Origin of the sequence: Marinobacter sp. M3C (genome assembly GCF_023311895.1) — a bacterium.
Classification (GTDB): Bacteria; Pseudomonadota; Gammaproteobacteria; order Pseudomonadales; family Oleiphilaceae; genus Marinobacter.
Genome location: NZ_CP092284.1, coordinates 4,482,490 through 4,496,781, shown reverse-complemented (window position 1 = coordinate 4,496,781; position 14,292 = coordinate 4,482,490). Strand labels below are relative to the sequence as shown.

Below are 14,292 nucleotides of genomic sequence, written 5' to 3'. Positions count from 1 at the left end.
GCGCGGCAAAGGCAAAAAAAAGAAAGCCGCCTGAATACTCCCCCGCGCGGCCTGATGGCCAGCGTGAAGAAGCGTTCAGTTTTGCACGACGTTACAGCCACCCGCGTTCCGCAAACGAAGTGTAGCCTTCATAGCCGACCACCACGTGATCCAGCAACCACCCGACAAACCCTGAGTATGGCACCAGAAACACAAAGGGCAGCCCGTGGCTGCCCTTTTTATGTCTGACTAAAAAGTTCTTTTGCATCAATGTTTGTCTTCAACCCGCAGCTTAGCAATCTCTTCCAGCTTCAAACCCGTGGCATCGGAGATTTGCTGATCACTAAGCACCCCAAATGACAACAGATTGCGGACAGTCTCGCGCTTCTCCGCCAGGGCGCGTAGCTCAGCCTCACGACGGCCTTCCAGCAGGCCTTCCTGCAGGCCTTCCAAGCGTTCTTTCTTAACCAGATTTTCCAGATTCTCTGCCAACATATCTCTGTCCTCCGTTAAACTGTCGAGCCGCTCCAAATGAAGGCCTGCGCCCAACCTGCTCAGGTGACGCTTAATCCAGCGGGTAATAATACGATCTACCCGTTCCTTGTTAGGATCCGCTTCGATAATCCCAACCACTCGATCCACAGCTTGCTGCAAGGCCTCCCAGCTATGGCCTGCGTTCTCAATACCAAACACGCCGCTCAGGGGTGAGTGGTGATTGCTCAATTCTTCATCCGTGTAGCGTCCCTCGTCAATCAGGTAATAGCGAAGGTGTGGCTGGTACGCTCTCAGAAACTCCGGGGGTTCCGGCTGCACCATGTCGTAAATATCCTGTTGAGCCGACCAGCGCTGAGAGCCATTGTACAGAACCACCGGAAAGATCGGCGGCAAGCCTTGCCGCGCCGTGGTAGACCGATTCTTCAGCAGGTGATCGTAAAAACAAGCCACATAGTGCATCAGGCGCAGCGGCATGGTGTTATCAATTTTGGATTGAAACTCCAACAAAATGTAGAGAACTACATCCTGCGTTACCCCATTCCATGTGACGTCCACTGACCACACAACATCCTCAAACTTTTCCTCAAACAGCGGCGTGATGTAGTTCCCGCTGTGCTGCTTGAGCGTGGAGAAGTTCATCAGGCTTGCGATCTCATTCGGTGCAAAACCCTCTATCAACTGCTGCACAAATTCCGGGTGGCTAAACAACTCTTTGTAGCCGGTGTCATGGTGATTGCTGGCCATTCATTTCCTTCTTATTTCTGATGTTCAATTGTACCACATTTCGGCTTGTCAAGCATTTTCCCTGCACCGTCGCGCGCGGCAAAGGCAAAAAAAAGAAAGCCGCCTGAATACTCCCCCGCGCGGCCTGATGGCCAGCGTGAAGAAGCGTTCAGTTTTGCACGACGTTACAGCCACCCGCGTTCCGCAAACGAAGTGTAGCCTTCATAGCCGACCACCACGTGATCCAGCAACCACCCGACAAACCCTGAGTATGGCACCAGAAACACAAAGGGCAGCCCGTGGCTGCCCTTTTTATGTCTGACTAAAAAGTTCTTTTGCATCAATGTTTGTCTTCAACCCGCAGCTTAGCAATCTCTTCCAGCTTCAAACCCGTGGCATCAGAGATTTGCTGATCACTAAGCACCCCAAATGACAACAGATTGCGGACAGTCTCGCGCTTCTCCGCCAGGGCGCGTAGCTCAGCCTCACGACGGCCTTCCAGCAGGCCTTCCTGCAGGCCTTCCAAGCGTTCTTTCTTAACCAGATTTTCCAGATTCTCTGCCAACATATCTCTGTCCTCCGTTAAACTGTCGAGCCGCTCCAAATGAAGGCCTGCGCCCAACCTGCTCAGGTGACGCTTAATCCAGCGGGTAATAATACGATCTACCCGTTCCTTGTTAGGATCCGCTTCGATAATCCCAACCACTCGATCCACAGCTTGCTGCAAGGCCTCCCAGCTATGGCCTGCGTTCTCAATACCAAACACGCCGCTCAGGGGTGAGTGGTGATTGCTCAATTCTTCATCCGTGTAGCGTCCCTCGTCAATCAGGTAATAGCGAAGGTGTGGCTGGTACGCTCTCAGAAACTCCGGGGGTTCCGGCTGCACCATGTCGTAAATATCCTGTTGAGCCGACCAGCGCTGAGAGCCATTGTACAGAACCACCGGAAAGATCGGCGGCAAGCCTTGCCGCGCCGTGGTAGACCGATTCTTCAGCAGGTGATCGTAAAAACAAGCCACATAGTGCATCAGGCGCAGCGGCATGGTGTTATCAATTTTGGATTGAAACTCCAACAAAATGTAGAGAACTACATCCTGCGTTACCCCATTCCATGTGACGTCCACTGACCACACAACATCCTCAAACTTTTCCTCAAACAGCGGCGTGATGTAGTTCCCGCTGTGCTGCTTGAGCGTGGAGAAGTTCATCAGGCTTGCGATCTCATTCGGTGCAAAACCCTCTATCAACTGCTGCACAAATTCCGGGTGGCTAAACAACTCTTTGTAGCCGGTGTCATGGTGATTGCTGGCCATTCATTTCCTTCTTATTTCTGATGTTCAATTGTACCACATTTCGGCTTGTCAAGCATTTTCCCTGCACCGTCGCGCGCGGCAAAGGCAAAAAAAAGAAAGCCGCCTGAATACTCCCCCGCGCGGCCTGATGGCCAGCGTGAAGAAGCGTTCAGTTTTGCACGACGTTACAGCCACCCGCGTTCCGCAAACGAAGTGTAGCCTTCATAGCCGACCACCACGTGATCCAGCAACCACCCGACAAACCCTGAGTATGGCACCAGAAACACAAAGGGCAGCCCGTGGCTGCCCTTTTTATGTCTGACTAAAAAGTTCTTTTGCATCAATGTTTGTCTTCAACCCGCAGCTTAGCAATCTCTTCCAGCTTCAAACCCGTGGCATCAGAGATTTGCTGATCACTAAGCACCCCAAATGACAACAGATTGCGGACAGTCTCGCGCTTCTCCGCCAGGGCGCGTAGCTCAGCCTCACGACGGCCTTCCTGACGGCCTTCCTGCAGGCCTTCCAGCAGGCCTTCCTGCAGGCCTTCCTGCAGGCCTTCCAAGCGTTCTTTCTTAACCAGATTTTCCAGATTCTCTGCCAACATATCTCTGTCCTCCGTTAAACTGTCGAGCCGCTCCAAATGAAGGCCTGCGCCCAACCTGCTCAGGTGACGCTTAATCCAGCGGGTAATAATACGATCTACCCGTTCCTTGTTAGGATCCGCTTCGATAATCCCAACCACTCGATCCACAGCTTGCTGCAAGGCCTCCCAGCTATGGCCTGCGTTCTCAATACCAAACACGCCGCTCAGGGGTGAGTGGTGATTGCTCAATTCTTCATCCGTGTAGCGTCCCTCGTCAATCAGGTAATAGCGAAGGTGTGGCTGGTACGCTCTCAGAAACTCCGGGGGTTCCGGCTGCACCATGTCGTAAATATCCTGTTGAGCCGACCAGCGCTGAGAGCCATTGTACAGAACCACCGGAAAGATCGGCGGCAAGCCTTGCCGCGCCGTGGTAGACCGATTCTTCAGCAGGTGATCGTAAAAACAAGCCACATAGTGCATCAGGCGCAGCGGCATGGTGTTATCAATTTTGGATTGAAACTCCAACAAAATGTAGAGAACTACATCCTGCGTTACCCCATTCCATGTGACGTCCACTGACCACACAACATCCTCAAACTTTTCCTCAAACAGCGGCGTGATGTAGTTCCCGCTGTGCTGCTTGAGCGTGGAGAAGTTCATCAGGCTTGCGATCTCATTCGGTGCAAAACCCTCTATCAACTGCTGCACAAATTCCGGGTGGCTAAACAACTCTTTGTAGCCGGTGTCATGGTGATTGCTGGCCATTCATTTCCTTCTTATTTCTGATGTTCAATTGTACCACATTTCGGCTTGTCAAGCATTTTCCCTGCACCGTCGCGCGCGGCAAAGGCAAAAAAAAGAAAGCCGCCTGAATACTCCCCCGCGCGGCCTGATGGCCAGCGTGAAGAAGCGTTCAGTTTTGCACGACGTTACAGCCACCCGCGTTCCGCAAACGAAGTGTAGCCTTCATAGCCGACCACCACGTGATCCAGCAACCACCCGACAAACCCTGAGTATGGCACCAGAAACACAAAGGGCAGCCCGTGGCTGCCCTTTTTATGTCTGACTAAAAAGTTCTTTTGCATCAATGTTTGTCTTCAACCCGCAGCTTAGCAATCTCTTCCAGCTTCAAACCCGTGGCATCGGAGATTTGCTGATCACTAAGCACCCCAAATGACAACAGATTGCGGACAGTCTCGCGCTTCTCCGCCAGGGCGCGTAGCTCAGCCTCACGACGGCCTTCCTGACGGCCTTCCAGCAGGCCTTCCAGCAGGCCTTCCTGCAGGCCTTCCTGCATACCCTCCAAGCGTTCTTTCTCACGCTCCAAGCGTTCCACGGTGTTGATATAAGGCATGTGTTTTTCCTCCTGTATGGCGTAGACCGCCTTTACAAATTCCGGTTCCAAACCTCTCGGCAACTGAATCATCCAATCGATAATGTTAAACAGCCGAATGATCTCATCGCGCTGATAACCTTGCTCAAACAGCAGCCGTGTCAGGGCGACCTTGGTCTCCTTGCGTGACGCCCCGTCCTTAATCCGCTTAGCTTTGATCTGGGCCATCACAACCAGAGCAAACACGTTATCGCTGGTTTCCAGCTCCGCCCAACGTGTTTCCCAGTCAATCAGTTTAGCGATGGGGAAAGTAAACACCAGCTCACAGCCCCAGCGCTTATACTGAAACAGCGTTGGCCGGAAGCTGTCGCGAGTGTCCGCCAAAACGGCCAGGCTCACCACATCCATCCCGTAACGATCCCGCAGCCGATACTGATAAGTATACATGCGCTCGGCAAAATCGTCTTCCGGCTCACCCTGCACCTCCACGTGAATGAGCACCCAGGTTTCGCCACCGTCTTTAGCGTAGACCTTAATAAGCTTGTCGGCATAGCGTCGGCCACTGTGCGCATCGGCGGTAATCTGCTGTAGCTCATTATCAAGAAAACTGTAGCCCTTTGACCAGTCTACGTGCACATTCATCGCTGGAAAAAGTAACTCAAGAAATTCTTCAAAATACGCCTCCAGCGCCATCTTCCACGGGCTGTCGTGGTCGGCGCGACGGTGATCCTCTTGCTGAGTCATGCGTTCTCCTTTATGAATGGCCCTAGTTTACCACACACCCTCACCCGCCTGAGTGTGCTCGGCCCTACCCCATTGGCTCGTTGCCTGAATAAAACCAAAAAAAGAGTCGCTGCGCCTCCCACACACCCACGCCGCCTTAAGCGAGCGTGAGACTGGGCTTGGCAGTGACGTTACAACCACCCGCGTTGTGCTGGATGGCGTGTTTGATCACCTCCCGTGGGTACACGGCGGCACCGTCGAGGGTACCCCGGAACAGCTCTTCAAACCGTATCACGCGATGCCGGTTGTCCAGCAGCAGAATACCAAACACTTCGTAGGGATAATCCAGAAGCAGCGTTTGCAGGCAGCGATTGGTTTGATCGGGGGTTGTCAGTTTGCTGCCTTTGCGCAGTTTGCGCCGGGCCAACAGTTTGGCCAGGTGCAACAGTTGGGCATCGGTCACATCGCCCTCGACCCGATAGGTATCGGGGGTTTCTCCGGCCATCAGTTTTGGGGGCAGTACGGTATCCATGAGAATGCTCCTTGCACAGTTTGAAATGACCAGGGTCAGGGGCAGGATGAAATCGTTATAAAGAACCCGCACTCGGCAGGCATGAAAGGGTCAGGCCTGTTTGGCCAGGGGTTGTGTGGATGGCTTTACGTCTTCAGAAGTGCGTTCCGGTTCAGGTTTTACCTGCAGGCTCCATCCCTCTCTGAGGGTGATGTCCACGTAGTAAATCGGGGTACCCCGGCTTTGGCGGGTGGACTTGCCTCGGAGCCTGAGCTCCAGAGGCAGGCAGGCCAGTCGGTTGCCGGAAATGGCTTTGAAGTACGCCAGTCGGGCGGCAAGCGTGCGTATGGAGTTGAAGCCGGTGGTGCGGAAGATAAAACTGCCCAACGGATCATCCTACCCAATCACCACGTTCAGCCGGCCATAGGGCTTGCAGGCGCCGCCTTGGGCCAGTGGACAGGCGTCTGGGGCAGGCACGGCAGGGTTTCCATGCCCTCACGGGTGCGGCGTTTGCACTGCTCGCCGTCGCCCACGCACAGGGGCCTCGCCGTTTGTCGATCAAACAGCGCGTATTCGGCGCGCAGGTTCAGATCCGGCTCGTTGAACAACAAGCGAATGGGTATTTGGCGCGCAAGAAGGAGTGCCTGTCCATGACCCAGGCAATGACGTTATAATCGGCGGAATGGGCAACGATAATCTAACAGGTGGTTCCGGGAACGACACATTCGTGAAGCGTTCAGGCGACAACGATGACACAATCACTGATTTCGAAAACGATACGGGGCCGTCCAACGGAGACAAAATAGACGTCAGCGCCTACGGATTGAACTTTGACCAAATTGGGTTCGAGACAGAGGTGAACGGTCTTCGAGTTCGACTTGGAGCAGATAGCATGCTACATCAATCAACTTTACCTCAACGTACTAGAGCGCCCTGCGGATTTATCTGGCATGGATTACTGGCTGATGGACATAGAGCAGAAGGGCCGTAGCCACGCCGACGTGCTGGTCAGTTTCGCTCAATCGGCAGAGAATCGCGCGAACGCTAATGACTGGCTGCCCGGCCTGGATTATGACGCCTCCGCCAATGATTGGTTTATTGCCTGAGAGCCGTTACATCCATATAGATACAGCAAGGGCAGCCCTAATTGGCTGCCCTTGTCATGTTCGTAACTCTCATTGAGTTTCGGTCAGTGCTTGATATCTGACCTTAACCGACTGACCTCATCAAACGTCAAACCAGCAATCTCCGCAATCACCTGGTCGTTCATCTCGGTACGGTTAATTAGATTGCGGGCCATCTCTTGCCTGGCTTCACGCTGTCCCTCCGTCTTAGCGTCATTCAACAAAGATACTTCATCCCGAAGTGCCCGCTCCCTAACGAACGCCAGACGACGAGCTTCCTCGTCCGCACTTAACTCGCGGATGCGGCTCATCGCCTTCTTAACCGGTTCATGTTCCACATTGGCCATGGTCAATTCCTCCTGCCAGTGCTTGAAAAAAGTAATCCAGGCGCGCAGTGGGCCTTCTGGCAAGCCCAGGTGATCCGCTTTGTTCAGTTCGATCAGGTTCATCTGCAAAATGTTCCCCAGCGAAATATTGGGCTGGGCTTCATCACGCATCTCGAAACGCCACACCGCCTGTTGGCGTTCAGACTCTGATTCCGTAAACAGATCAAAGTCCAGCAGATGCTACCCCACCGAGGCACGCAGCTCCTAGTAATCATCACCCGCATTCAGCTGGGTGCCCAGAGTACGAGCCAGATAGAACAGACCCCGCTTGTGCCAGGTTCCATAGCGACGAACTTGTATCTCGACATTATAGCAGTGACCATCACCATCCCGAGCCAGTACGTCGAGAATAATGTACTTGATAGTAGTGCCTGTCCATGGCAGGGCAGGCACAGGCCCTTCCGGATGCTTAGGATGTCCCTGCCTGGAGGAAAGAGGAATGCCTGTCCAGGAAAGGTCGGATCACGCTGCCGGTTCTTCGTGTGGCCGAGCAGTCAAGTCCACGCCCAAAGCACGCGTCACGGCGAGCATTGTTTTCAAGGTAGGATTACCTTGCTCACTGAAGGAGCGATACAGCTGCTCACGGGAAAGTCCCGTTTCACGGGCCAGTTCTGTCATGCCCTTGGCGCGAGCCACGACGCCCATTGCTTTGGCAATGTAGGCGATATCACCCGTTTCCAGGGCATCGGTGAGAAACACCGCAATGGCTTCCTCGCTCTTCAGCGCCGCCGCTGGATCGTAATCGTAAATCTTGTCGCTCATAACGCCTCTCACCCTGCTGCCAGACGTACTGCAGTGTCGATATCACTTTGCTGGGTATCAAGCATGAATCAACTGTAGTTCTTAGACTACAAAACCGCAAGGCCGAACGAGATGAGTGCCTGTCCATGCACATCATGATATTCAGTGCTATACGTAAGTCTCGCTGCAATAGGCGCTTACGGCGTCCGGGACTTCGCCTTTTTAACAACGGCAAGACAAATGGCCTCGTTTTATTTTAACGGACTGACAAGCGGATTTGGCAGGCATTGTTAAACCAGGCAACTCCATCTTGAACAAGGTCAACAGACAGCAGGTAATCACCGTTATCGACCGGGGGAAAGATGACGTTGACCTCGACTAGCTCCCCTTTGCGTAGGTCCCCTGCCAGCCCTGCGCGTAATATGTCAGGTTGGACGGGCGTGCCATCCGGTGCTAACAGATGAGCGCCCACGCGCACCGGATAGGGACCTCTCGAAGACCATGTTGTCTGCGACAGGTTCCGAACCTGAAGTGGTATCCTCACCGTTTCATCTGCAGGAATCTTTAACTCCTCCGGACAGCCTTCCAGCTTTCCATGTCGGGCATCCCTGGGTAAGGCAGACCGCATTATAGAAACAGGGCCTCCATCGTAAAGCTTCTCCATGATATTGAAATCATAGACAAGCACTCGGAAGTGATCGACATCATGGATGACTGTAGGTTGACCAAGTAGCGTAAGGATGTGATCGCTTATCAATTTCTCCTCTTGCGCACTCAATATCAGGAAAGTCGGTCCGCGGTAGAAGGAAGGGCGATACCAGGCTTCAGAGGTCAGGACTCTGAATGGTGTGATTCCGTCGCTATTTACATTGACCCCCACGATTCTAACATCACCCGCGCTCAACACCGTATTGACGGAAGCATTCCAGAAACTTGCATAGCCATACTCGAGATCATGCTCACGCAGCAAAGAGATCAGCGGGTCAAATTGACTCTTCTTGAAGCGCAGTTCGCCGCTTTCACCCTGTGTCAGCCCATCTGCAACAAGGTGCTGCCAGGAAAATATTGAATGAAAAACCAGTACAACAAAATAGAGGTGCCAGATACGGGGACCCCAATTTTTCGCCAGTGTAGAGATGAAAATAATGCTAATTGTTGTGGACAGCACCTGCAGCAGTGAGAAGTAGCGAATTGCGGGCATGGCTATTGCCAGATTATTGCTGAAAAGGTAGAAAATTAGCGTCAAGGTAAAACTGATACAGTAAAATACGACCAGCGTAAAGAGCAGGTGGCTGCCGATTTTTCCAATTTTAAACAGCAGCACCCAGGGTAGAAAGAAAAGCCATCCGAACAGCAGGATGCGGAAGATCATTTCAATACCATCCAGCGACACGATCGATGTGTTATAAAACGTTGGCAGGCTGTATTCAGAGTCAGGATGGAACGCTACTCCAGCAGAAAAAAAGTATCCTTCAATGAAAAGATCAAGGTGTCTGGCGATCTGTTCAAAGCTGGTGATCGTCAAGGAAGCGGAGATGTCCATATAGCTGACAGCATTGATCAACCACTTCTTGTTTAAAAGCAGGCCTAAACCGTAGAAAAAAAGAAGAAAGCCAATAAGGAAAGCAAGAAATGAATAGTTGGACGCTTCAAATATTTTACTTTTTTGAAGTTTTCTTTCCGTTAGCATTCCGTCACGCAAGTATTTCGTACACATGATGATGATCAACACAGCGCAAAGCGGAAGCAATATGCTGAATAGAAAGCGGATACCAGTCAGGCCTAATAGAAAAAGGAGAATGGCCAGTGCCGCCAAGTGCCATCGGTCTATCTGCGCCTCTTTCCGCGACTTTATCGGTAACAGGGCGCCAAAGGTCAGGAGCAGAAACAGGAATCCCCAGGCATAGCCATGGGACATCTGTCCAAAGAGGCTCTCGGATACATAAGCGGAAATTCCGGTAAAAATCGTTGCCACCAGAGCGAAAAGTACCGTATTTGATAAATGATGGCGCTTGGCAAAGTAGACTGTCGAAGCTAAAAGAAGCCCGGTAAAGATCCATCCGGAAGCAGCGTGAAGGGCAAAGCTATTTTCAAAAAAAAGCAGTAGAGGAGCAATAATGGCATGGTTAAAAATAATCCATATATCACCATTTCCATAATACCATTCTTCTGGAAAAAACTGGCCTGTCCTTGCGATCTCTCCAGCCAGAACATTGATGATTGCTGAGTCAGAGTGGAAAAATACACGGTAGGTGACTGATTGATAGAAAATAACGGCGAAAACATTGACGATCGCGACTGCAAGAAATAGCGTTTCAATGATCCTTAAGCGTCCTTTCAACTTCTTTCTCCTACACGGCCAGCAAAAGTCCAATAATGGTTGATTAAATAGTTGGTCAGCGGAATGACCAGAACAACAAATGCCTGTGAAATGCCATAGTGAAATCCAAAATTGTTGACTCCTACATGCATGATAAGCGCATTGAGAAGCAAGCCGCTGCAGGAAACGGAAAGATATTTGATGAAGGTTGGCAGATGATTCCCGCGGGTTTTAAATGTCCAGAAGTAGTTCAGTATATAAGAAATTATCACCGTTAGAATAAAGCCGCAGGAGGATGCTTTTACGGCGTCGACGGCATATATTTCGACCAGAAAAAAGAGGGTTCCAAAATGAACAGTCGTCCCTATCAGGCCGGTGATGCCGTATCTGATGATTTGTCTTGTGTTGATCATGGTTCGGTTGCCAATACCCTTTAGCAAAAAAACATTATTATTTCTCTTCTTCAGTTTCTGGGCGGTGAAATTGGCGGACAATATACAAAGGTCGTTGCTTGGTTTCTTCAAAGATACGGCTGATGTATTCACCGAGAATTCCTATACCGGAAAGAATCAACCCGCCCATAAAAAAAATCGCAATTATAATGGTTGGATAGCCTGGAATTTCGGAGCCGATAATGAGAGTTTTTATAAAAACATAAATTGCGTAGACGATAGCGGAAAAAGAACACATCAAACCGATATGAGTCCATATCTTCAATGGAAGGCTGCTGAATGAAATAAAACCATCGATAGCGAAACGAAGCAGTTTGCGGTAGTCCCATTTGGTCTCGCCCGCACTGCGCTCCCGTAACGGATGGTATATATGGCACAGCCTGAAACCGATCCAGTTAAAGAGCCCCTTGTTGAATCGCGCCCGCTCTGGCAGCGTAAGCAAGGCATCAATTGCTTTTCGATCAAGCAAACGAAAATCTCCTTCTCCCTGCATGATCTTTACTTCTGATATCTTATTGAATATTTTATAGAAATAGGTTGCTGTTAGCCGTTTGGTAAATGTCTCTATCTGGCGATCCTCACGTACGGCTGAAACAATCTCATAGCCGTCGTGCCATTTTCCCAGCATTTCAGGAATGTATTCAGGGGGGTGCTGCAGATCGGCATCCATGGTGATGGCGACGGCCCCGGAACAGTGAGCCAGCCCAGCGATAAGAGCGGCCTCTTTACCGAAGTTGCGGGATAAATCAACAATGGCCAGTTCTGGGATTCTCTGTTGGTATTGCACCAGGATATCGAGAGTGGTGTCCGAACTGCCGTCATTTACTGCAATAATTTCAAACGGGCCCATATCTCGGCAGATGGGAATCAGCACATCGAAGAGCGCTGGAAGCCCCGCTTCCTCATTCATCATTGGGACGACGATACTGATCATGGTTTTTACTTATCAGCAGATGGTCACCTTTAGATGGCGACGGAAAATATTTGAAAAATTATAGGCTGATCAATTCCCTCTTTGCGGGAACCGTTACTTAACGGACTAAGATCAGATGGCCGGTAGACTAACCTTTAAAGGATAATAAAACAAATATTTGGCTGCCGGTCGAGGAAAGTTCTTTAGGGAAGTGGGATGATCGATCGACCCAGTAGCTATTGCCCTTTGCATTCGAGCTGCGGCCTAAAAAATTGGCATAAAATGAAGGAGATGAGTGCCTGTCCATGCACATCCCTGATGCACATCACCTAACTGACACAAGCCGACAGTAGAACGAGTACCTGTCGATGACTTACCCATACCCCCCGCCAAGACTTTAGGCCGCAAATGCTATTGATTAGATTCAAGCTTAAAAGCTCAAATTATCATCGCCCTCGAAAAAAGCTTCCAGATCGTCCGCAGGGTTTATCCCCGCGCGACTTGGCGCTGGGTTCAGCTTTATCAAGCGCTGAAGCACGTGTATTTGACCTAACGACACATTCACAGCATATCCAAGTGCCAAAGCACCGTTACGACGCAGCGCCAAAAATTCATTGTCGTCAAGCTTTGCCAAAGCCTGTTCGTCCATATAAAACAAATCGGAAAGTTCAAAATCGCCGAATCGGGCCGTCAAGTTTTCAGACCACGGCGCCATTACCCTAGCCGCATGCAATGCAGTGATTGCTTTTGTGGTGGCCTGTAGTTTTGGCGCACTAGCTTCAAGGCGCTGCCTCACGGCGGCTAAAGCTTCACTCATATTACCTTCAAGATCAAAAAATGAATCTCCGCCCTTCTCAACCAACGCGCCACTGGCTTTATCAAAGGTTATGAAGCCGCGCTCACCCACCCGCACCAATTCAAACGGCCAATTTTCGAGGGTTTGGGGTGTATAGGCTCCCAACCAAGCGCCATCTCGCACAAATAGATTACATTTTGCAGTGTGACCACAAACTGCGACCAACTGCCAAACCCCTTCATTTTGAGTAAACGCTATGGGCATACTAGTGGCCGCGCCTACCAGCTCACCAATGTGTAAAGGAAGCAATGGCTTGCTGGCTGCAAAAGCCATATTGCCTGGTTTTTGCCAGCGCAAACCCTCGCATTCCTTAGCACTTACTACAAGACGGTTAAACATTGCCTACTCCTGCTGCACTCAAATGTTAAGTTCATGAGATGCCATGGTAAAGCGCCAAGTGCAACCGGGCAACGTTAGTTCGACTGGATATACACGCAGCTCAACGTTACTATTCTTCACTACGGCACCCGACAAGGAGTCACTCATGCCCAGGCCCAGAGCAGAACAAATCAGTGTTGCAGACACCCCTTACTACCATGTTATTTCCCGCTGTGTGCGCCGTACCTTTCTGTGCGGAGAAGACCGCCAAACCGGGCGCAACTACGAGCATCGACGAGGCTGGATTGAGGAACGGATTCGGCTGCTGTCTTCGGTATTTGCCTTAGACATTGCCGCCTACGCGGTGATGGCCAATCATTACCACCTCGTAGTAAAACTCAGCCCAGATGACGTTATACCTTTAACTGACGACAAGGTGCTGGAACACTGGTGTTGCCTGTACAAAGGCGCACCGCTGGCTCAGCGGTATATGGATGGGCAAGACCTGTGCGACGCCGAGTTGCGAGTGGTGGCGCGATACGCTGAAACTTACCGAGCCCGGCTTGGGGACCTTAGCTGGTTTATGAAATGCCTGAACGAACCCATCGCAAGCCAAGCCAACCGGGAAGATAAGTGCACGGGTCACTTCTGGGAAAGCCGGTTCAAATCCTACCCGCTAGACACCGAAGAAGCCGTACTAACCTGCATGGCTTACGTGGACCTTAATCCAATTCGTGCGGCTATCGCCGATACCCCTGAGACCTCAAAATACACCAGCGTTCGGGAACGCATTCAACAAAGATTCAACCTGGCGGACGCCATCAAGAACCAGACCGAACAAAAAACACTGAACAACTTCACGCTACCCCTTAAACCGCTACTGGGTTTCGAGGAGCGAATTCATCGGGGTTTTCAACGGGGTGTGCTGTTTTGCCTGGAAGACTACCTAACGCTGGTGGACGAAACCGGGCGCATCACACGAAGGGGCAAACGCGGCGCCATCACCCCGAATCTCTTGCCCATTTTGGAACGCCTGAACCTGGACCCCGACCGCTGGTGCGAGCGGGCCACAGCGTTTGAGGAAACTTACGGCGACTACCGCAAAAAACGCCGACGAGCGGCCTAGCGCCCTACCCTTTCGAGCCATTCCCCGTCACCGGCGACAGTACCTAGTAGTGCCTGTCCATGGCAAGGCAATGTTTTTGAGCGGCTTTTGGGGGTGTTTTACGTAATCGGGAATTATGCGCAGTAGGAGGGAAGAGAAAAGAGAGGAAACGGAGCGAGAAAGAGTGCCTGTCCATGACAAAAACAGAAACGGGAAGGAAGAGTGCCTGTCCATGACAAAAACGATAAATCTCGCCAAGTTCGGGACATTTTTGAGCGGCTTTTGGGGGTGTTTTACGTAATCGGGAATTATGCGCAGTAGGAGGGAAGAGAAAAGAGAGGAAACGGAAGGGAGGAGTGCCTGTCCATGATAACAATTAGAAGGGAGGAGTGCCTGTCCATGACAACAATTTGTCCATGGATGATTGCCTGGTAGAACC

Annotated in this window: 18 protein-coding genes and 1 pseudogene; 2 read left to right on the top strand and 17 right to left on the bottom strand. The window is 51.2% G+C overall.

Annotated features, from left to right (window positions below; translation table 11 throughout):
* Positions 1 to 91: 91 nt before the first annotated feature.
* The 10 genes and pseudogenes from MIH18_RS21115 to MIH18_RS21070 all read right to left on the bottom strand — a co-directional run.
* Positions 92 to 247: a hypothetical protein gene (locus tag MIH18_RS21115; protein ID WP_249005344.1), complete on the bottom strand. Its 156-nt coding sequence runs from the start codon at positions 245 to 247 to the stop codon at positions 92 to 94.
* A complete protein-coding gene (locus MIH18_RS21110) occupies positions 247 to 1,218 on the bottom strand; it encodes an Rpn family recombination-promoting nuclease/putative transposase (RefSeq protein ID WP_249013419.1) in 972 nt (323 codons plus the stop codon). The genes MIH18_RS21115 and MIH18_RS21110 overlap by 1 nt, the downstream gene beginning before the upstream one ends.
* Positions 1,219 to 1,382: 164 nt before the next feature.
* Positions 1,383 to 1,538 carry a hypothetical protein gene (locus MIH18_RS21105; protein WP_249005344.1) on the bottom strand — a complete coding sequence of 52 codons (156 nt, stop codon included), beginning with the start codon at positions 1,536 to 1,538 and terminating at the stop codon, positions 1,383 to 1,385.
* Entirely contained in the window at positions 1,538 to 2,509 is a 972-nt protein-coding gene (locus MIH18_RS21100; RefSeq protein WP_249013419.1) for an Rpn family recombination-promoting nuclease/putative transposase, read from the bottom strand. The genes MIH18_RS21105 and MIH18_RS21100 overlap by 1 nt, the downstream gene beginning before the upstream one ends.
* Before the next feature lie 164 nt (positions 2,510 to 2,673).
* The gene (locus MIH18_RS21095; protein WP_249005344.1) at positions 2,674 to 2,829 is read right to left on the bottom strand and encodes a hypothetical protein; all 156 of its coding nucleotides are present in this window, start codon (positions 2,827 to 2,829) and stop codon (positions 2,674 to 2,676) included.
* Positions 2,829 to 3,836, bottom strand: a complete 1,008-nt coding sequence (locus MIH18_RS21090) for an Rpn family recombination-promoting nuclease/putative transposase (protein ID WP_249013418.1) — start codon at positions 3,834 to 3,836, stop codon at positions 2,829 to 2,831. Before MIH18_RS21090 ends, MIH18_RS21095 begins: the two co-directional genes overlap by 1 nt.
* A 164-nt stretch (positions 3,837 to 4,000) precedes the next feature.
* The gene (locus MIH18_RS21085) at positions 4,001 to 4,156 is read right to left on the bottom strand and encodes a hypothetical protein (RefSeq protein WP_249005344.1); all 156 of its coding nucleotides are present in this window, start codon (positions 4,154 to 4,156) and stop codon (positions 4,001 to 4,003) included.
* On the bottom strand, positions 4,156 to 5,148 hold the full coding sequence (locus MIH18_RS21080; protein ID WP_249013417.1) for a hypothetical protein: 993 nt from the start codon (positions 5,146 to 5,148) through the stop codon (positions 4,156 to 4,158). Before MIH18_RS21080 ends, MIH18_RS21085 begins: the two co-directional genes overlap by 1 nt.
* Before the next feature lie 136 nt (positions 5,149 to 5,284).
* Positions 5,285 to 5,659 (bottom strand): JAB domain-containing protein, encoded by a 375-nt coding sequence (locus MIH18_RS21075; protein WP_249013416.1) that lies wholly within the window; start codon positions 5,657 to 5,659, stop codon positions 5,285 to 5,287.
* A gap of 180 nt (positions 5,660 to 5,839) precedes the next feature.
* Positions 5,840 to 6,261: pseudogene (locus MIH18_RS21070) on the bottom strand (hydrolase or metal-binding protein); the annotation flags it as partial.
* 255 nt (positions 6,262 to 6,516) lie between these two features.
* Between MIH18_RS21070 and MIH18_RS21060 the strand changes: the two are divergent.
* Positions 6,517 to 6,744 (top strand): DUF4214 domain-containing protein, encoded by a 228-nt coding sequence (locus tag MIH18_RS21060; protein WP_283164138.1) that lies wholly within the window; start codon positions 6,517 to 6,519, stop codon positions 6,742 to 6,744.
* A gap of 83 nt (positions 6,745 to 6,827) precedes the next feature.
* On the opposite strand, the gene MIH18_RS21055 is transcribed toward MIH18_RS21060, so the two are convergent.
* The 7 genes from MIH18_RS21055 to MIH18_RS21025 form a co-directional block, all read right to left on the bottom strand.
* The gene (locus MIH18_RS21055; RefSeq protein WP_249013415.1) at positions 6,828 to 7,259 is read right to left on the bottom strand and encodes a hypothetical protein; all 432 of its coding nucleotides are present in this window, start codon (positions 7,257 to 7,259) and stop codon (positions 6,828 to 6,830) included.
* A 93-nt stretch (positions 7,260 to 7,352) separates the two neighbouring features.
* The gene (locus MIH18_RS21050) at positions 7,353 to 7,541 is read right to left on the bottom strand and encodes an Rpn family recombination-promoting nuclease/putative transposase (protein WP_249013414.1); all 189 of its coding nucleotides are present in this window, start codon (positions 7,539 to 7,541) and stop codon (positions 7,353 to 7,355) included.
* Positions 7,542 to 7,610: 69 nt separating this feature from the next.
* Positions 7,611 to 7,910, bottom strand: coding sequence for an addiction module antidote protein (locus MIH18_RS21045; RefSeq protein ID WP_249013413.1), 300 nt, complete (start codon positions 7,908 to 7,910; stop codon positions 7,611 to 7,613).
* Between the two features lie 235 nt (positions 7,911 to 8,145).
* Positions 8,146 to 10,230: a hypothetical protein gene (locus MIH18_RS21040; protein ID WP_249013412.1), complete on the bottom strand. Its 2,085-nt coding sequence runs from the start codon at positions 10,228 to 10,230 to the stop codon at positions 8,146 to 8,148.
* Positions 10,227 to 10,622: a GtrA family protein gene (locus tag MIH18_RS21035; RefSeq protein ID WP_249013411.1), complete on the bottom strand. Its 396-nt coding sequence runs from the start codon at positions 10,620 to 10,622 to the stop codon at positions 10,227 to 10,229. The genes MIH18_RS21040 and MIH18_RS21035 overlap by 4 nt, the downstream gene beginning before the upstream one ends.
* A 37-nt stretch (positions 10,623 to 10,659) precedes the next feature.
* Positions 10,660 to 11,595, bottom strand: a complete 936-nt coding sequence (locus tag MIH18_RS21030) for a glycosyltransferase family 2 protein (protein ID WP_249013410.1) — start codon at positions 11,593 to 11,595, stop codon at positions 10,660 to 10,662.
* Positions 11,596 to 12,004: 409 nt separating this feature from the next.
* Complete coding sequence (locus MIH18_RS21025) at positions 12,005 to 12,769, bottom strand: SapC family protein (protein ID WP_249013409.1); 765 nt, start codon at positions 12,767 to 12,769, stop codon at positions 12,005 to 12,007.
* A gap of 145 nt (positions 12,770 to 12,914) precedes the next feature.
* Here MIH18_RS21025 and MIH18_RS21020 point away from each other — a divergent pair, with 145 nt between their 5' ends.
* The gene (locus tag MIH18_RS21020; RefSeq protein WP_249013408.1) at positions 12,915 to 13,874 is read left to right on the top strand and encodes a transposase; all 960 of its coding nucleotides are present in this window, start codon (positions 12,915 to 12,917) and stop codon (positions 13,872 to 13,874) included.
* Positions 13,875 to 14,292: the final 418 nt, after the last annotated feature.

Bases quoted from the DNA above. Each gene is read 5' to 3' on its own strand.
- MIH18_RS21115 (WP_249005344.1), bottom strand. From the start codon at position 247: ATGCAAAAGAACTTTTTAGTCAGACATAAAAAGGGCAGCCACGGGCTG.
- MIH18_RS21110 (WP_249013419.1), bottom strand. From the start codon at position 1,218: ATGGCCAGCAATCACCATGACACCGGCTACAAAGAGTTGTTTAGCCAC.
- MIH18_RS21105 (WP_249005344.1), bottom strand. From the start codon at position 1,538: ATGCAAAAGAACTTTTTAGTCAGACATAAAAAGGGCAGCCACGGGCTG.
- MIH18_RS21100 (WP_249013419.1), bottom strand. From the start codon at position 2,509: ATGGCCAGCAATCACCATGACACCGGCTACAAAGAGTTGTTTAGCCAC.
- MIH18_RS21095 (WP_249005344.1), bottom strand. From the start codon at position 2,829: ATGCAAAAGAACTTTTTAGTCAGACATAAAAAGGGCAGCCACGGGCTG.
- MIH18_RS21090 (WP_249013418.1), bottom strand. From the start codon at position 3,836: ATGGCCAGCAATCACCATGACACCGGCTACAAAGAGTTGTTTAGCCAC.
- MIH18_RS21085 (WP_249005344.1), bottom strand. From the start codon at position 4,156: ATGCAAAAGAACTTTTTAGTCAGACATAAAAAGGGCAGCCACGGGCTG.
- MIH18_RS21080 (WP_249013417.1), bottom strand. From the start codon at position 5,148: ATGACTCAGCAAGAGGATCACCGTCGCGCCGACCACGACAGCCCGTGG.
- MIH18_RS21075 (WP_249013416.1), bottom strand. From the start codon at position 5,659: ATGGATACCGTACTGCCCCCAAAACTGATGGCCGGAGAAACCCCCGAT.
- MIH18_RS21055 (WP_249013415.1), bottom strand. From the start codon at position 7,259: ATGCGTGATGAAGCCCAGCCCAATATTTCGCTGGGGAACATTTTGCAG.
- MIH18_RS21045 (WP_249013413.1), bottom strand. From the start codon at position 7,910: ATGAGCGACAAGATTTACGATTACGATCCAGCGGCGGCGCTGAAGAGC.
- MIH18_RS21035 (WP_249013411.1), bottom strand. From the start codon at position 10,622: ATGATCAACACAAGACAAATCATCAGATACGGCATCACCGGCCTGATA.
- MIH18_RS21030 (WP_249013410.1), bottom strand. From the start codon at position 11,595: ATGATCAGTATCGTCGTCCCAATGATGAATGAGGAAGCGGGGCTTCCA.
- MIH18_RS21025 (WP_249013409.1), bottom strand. From the start codon at position 12,769: ATGTTTAACCGTCTTGTAGTAAGTGCTAAGGAATGCGAGGGTTTGCGC.
- MIH18_RS21020 (WP_249013408.1), top strand. From the start codon at position 12,915: ATGCCCAGGCCCAGAGCAGAACAAATCAGTGTTGCAGACACCCCTTAC.